At 69.2% G+C, this 2,191-nt stretch carries 3 protein-coding genes and 1 pseudogene; 2 read left to right on the top strand and 2 right to left on the bottom strand.

Annotation, left to right across the window (positions count from 1 at the left end; translation table 11 throughout):
• A pseudogene (locus tag AC1D01_RS31290) lies at positions 1-309 on the top strand (acyl-CoA dehydrogenase); the annotation flags it as partial.
• Positions 306-797 carry a hypothetical protein gene (locus AC1D01_RS31285; RefSeq protein WP_477873391.1) on the top strand — a complete coding sequence of 164 codons (492 nt, stop codon included), beginning with the start codon at positions 306-308 and terminating at the stop codon, positions 795-797. The pseudogene AC1D01_RS31290 and the gene AC1D01_RS31285, both read left to right, overlap by 4 nt.
• Positions 798-804: 7 nt before the next feature.
• Here AC1D01_RS31285 and AC1D01_RS31280 read toward each other — a convergent pair whose 3' ends face one another.
• Both AC1D01_RS31280 and AC1D01_RS31275 read right to left on the bottom strand, forming a co-directional pair.
• Complete coding sequence (locus AC1D01_RS31280; protein ID WP_477873389.1) at positions 805-1,440, bottom strand: YitT family protein; 636 nt, start codon at positions 1,438-1,440, stop codon at positions 805-807.
• 35 nt (positions 1,441-1,475) lie between these two features.
• Entirely contained in the window at positions 1,476-2,024 is a 549-nt protein-coding gene (locus AC1D01_RS31275; protein WP_477873387.1) for a Dps family protein, read from the bottom strand.
• Positions 2,025-2,191 lie beyond the last annotated feature (167 nt).

The raw sequence follows: 2,191 nt of genomic DNA, 5'->3' as shown, positions 1-2,191 counted from the left end.
GCGCGCCTGTGCATCGATGTGGGCACGCCGCGCAGCGGCGGCCTGCGCGACCTGCGCGACGCGCTCGACCAGGCGCGTGCGCTCGGCGACGAAGCCGGCGAACTCAACCAGGCCTTGCGCCATTCGCGTTCGCTGGAGGACGTGGCCAGCCATTCGCGCAACCCGGCGGCTGCGCTCGCCTACCTGCGCGCGGCGGCCAGGGTGATCCAGGTCGACGACTTTCCCGGACCGGTGCGGGCTGCGGCGCCGCGACCGGCCGTTCCATCCGCCGCGGCTGTCGCGGTGCCCGATCCACTGGAGGTGCCATGAGCCAGAACACCGTGAACCCGACCGCTGCGAACGCCGTCTCGAACCCGATCCGCAGAGACGGCGTGTTGCCGCCCGAGAACAAGATCTTCCTGGCCTTCCGGTCGGCCGACGACCTGCAGGGGGCGCTCAACGCCCTGCTGGACGCGAACTTCCTGGAAAGCGACCTGCTGGTGTTCTCGCCGCAGCAGATGGCGCGCCAGATGCGGACCAACATCGCGCATGCGGGCGCGCTGGCCTCGATCGGGCAGGACCTGAACCTGCTGAAGACCCACCTTGCGCTGGCCGAGCAGGGGCACGGCTACGTGGTCGTGCTGTGGCCGAAGAGCGACCACGAGGAGTTCATCACGCAGGTGGCGCGCGAGCACAACGCGGCGCGGGCGCAGAAGTTCGGGCGGCTGATCATCGAGGAGCTGATCGAGCCGAACCCGGGCCAGCAGCAGCATTTCGAGTCGCCCGATCGGGGGCTCGACCGGCAGACCCACCGCTGAGTGCGGATCACAACACGGCGTAGCGCCCCGGTTTGTGGTTGACCGCGATGAACAGGTTCATCACGACGGCCGCGAGCACCGACCAGGCGACGCGCGACGGCTCGACCACCGTCAGCGCGAGCAGCACGACGCTGCAATCGACGCCCATCTGCACCTTGCCCGCCCGCCAGCCGCGTGTCTGCTGCAGGTACAGCGACACGATGGTGGCGCCGCCCAGGCTGGCGCGGTGGCGTGCGAGGAACAGGCAGCCCGAACCCAGCAGCAGCCCGCCCAGCACGGCCGCGTAGGCCGGGTGCAGGCGCTCGATCGCGAACAGCTGCGGCGACCAGTCGGTCATCAGCGACAGCAGCGTGATCGCGATGAAGGTCTTCAGCGTGAACTCGCGGCCCATGCGCCGCCACGCGAACCAGTAGAACGGCAGGTTGATCGCGAAGAACAGCTTGCCCAGGCCGATGCCGGTCGCGTAGTGCAGCACGAAGGCGACGCCGGCGGTGCCGCCAGTCAGCAGCCCGACCTGCGCGAACAGGATCAGTGCCAGCGAGACGAACAGCGTGCCGGTGAAGATGGCCTGCGCGTCCTCGAACAGCGTGTGGCGCTGGGGGGATGGCGACGGTGCTTCGGTCGGGGCAGCGGGGATGCTCATGGCCCCGGATATTGCACGAAGCGTGCCGACATCCATCAATGCCCGCTGCTGTCGCCCGAGCGGCCGGCCTCGAACAGGAACCAGGTGCGGCGCTCGGTCTCGTCGATCCACACTTCGATCAGGCTGGCGGTCGCGATGTCGTGGTGTTCGTCGCAGACGCCGTGCGCCTCGCGCAGCTCGGCGACCAGCGTCTTGTTGTCCTCGCGCAGCTCGGCGAGCATGTCCGACGGCTCGACGAATTCGGCGTCGTTGTCGAGGATGCGCTGCGAGCGCGCGATGTGGCCGATCGAGCGCAGCGTGCTGCCGCCGATCTTGCGCACGCGCTCGGCGATCGGGTCGGTCATCGCGTAGAGCTGGTCGGCCTGCTCGTCGAGCATCACGTGGTAATCGCGGAAGTGCGGGCCGCTCATGTGCCAGTGGAAGTTCTTGGTCTTCAGGTACAGCGCGAACACGTCGGCCAGGATGCCGTTCATCGCGGCGGCGATGTCGCGCGTGGCGCCGGCCTTCAGGTCGGTCGGCGTGACCAGCGGGGCGCGCTGGCGTTCCTTGGCGCTGCGCGCCGGGGGCGGGGCCTTCTTCTTCATCGCGAATCCTTCCGTGGAGTGATCGCGCAGCATAGCCTTGGGCTGCTTGCTCTGCCTCCTCCTGAGGGGGCTGGCTTCTGTTCTTTCGTGGCGGGTGTTCGGAGCGGCTGGGGGGTGGCTGGGGGGGCTCAGCTGGGGCGGTCGGCCCTGGCGGGCCGACTGCACGA

It is taken from the genome of Rhizobacter sp. P3_B12, assembly GCF_056402895.1.
This window is presented reverse-complemented; position numbering and strand designations above follow the sequence as displayed.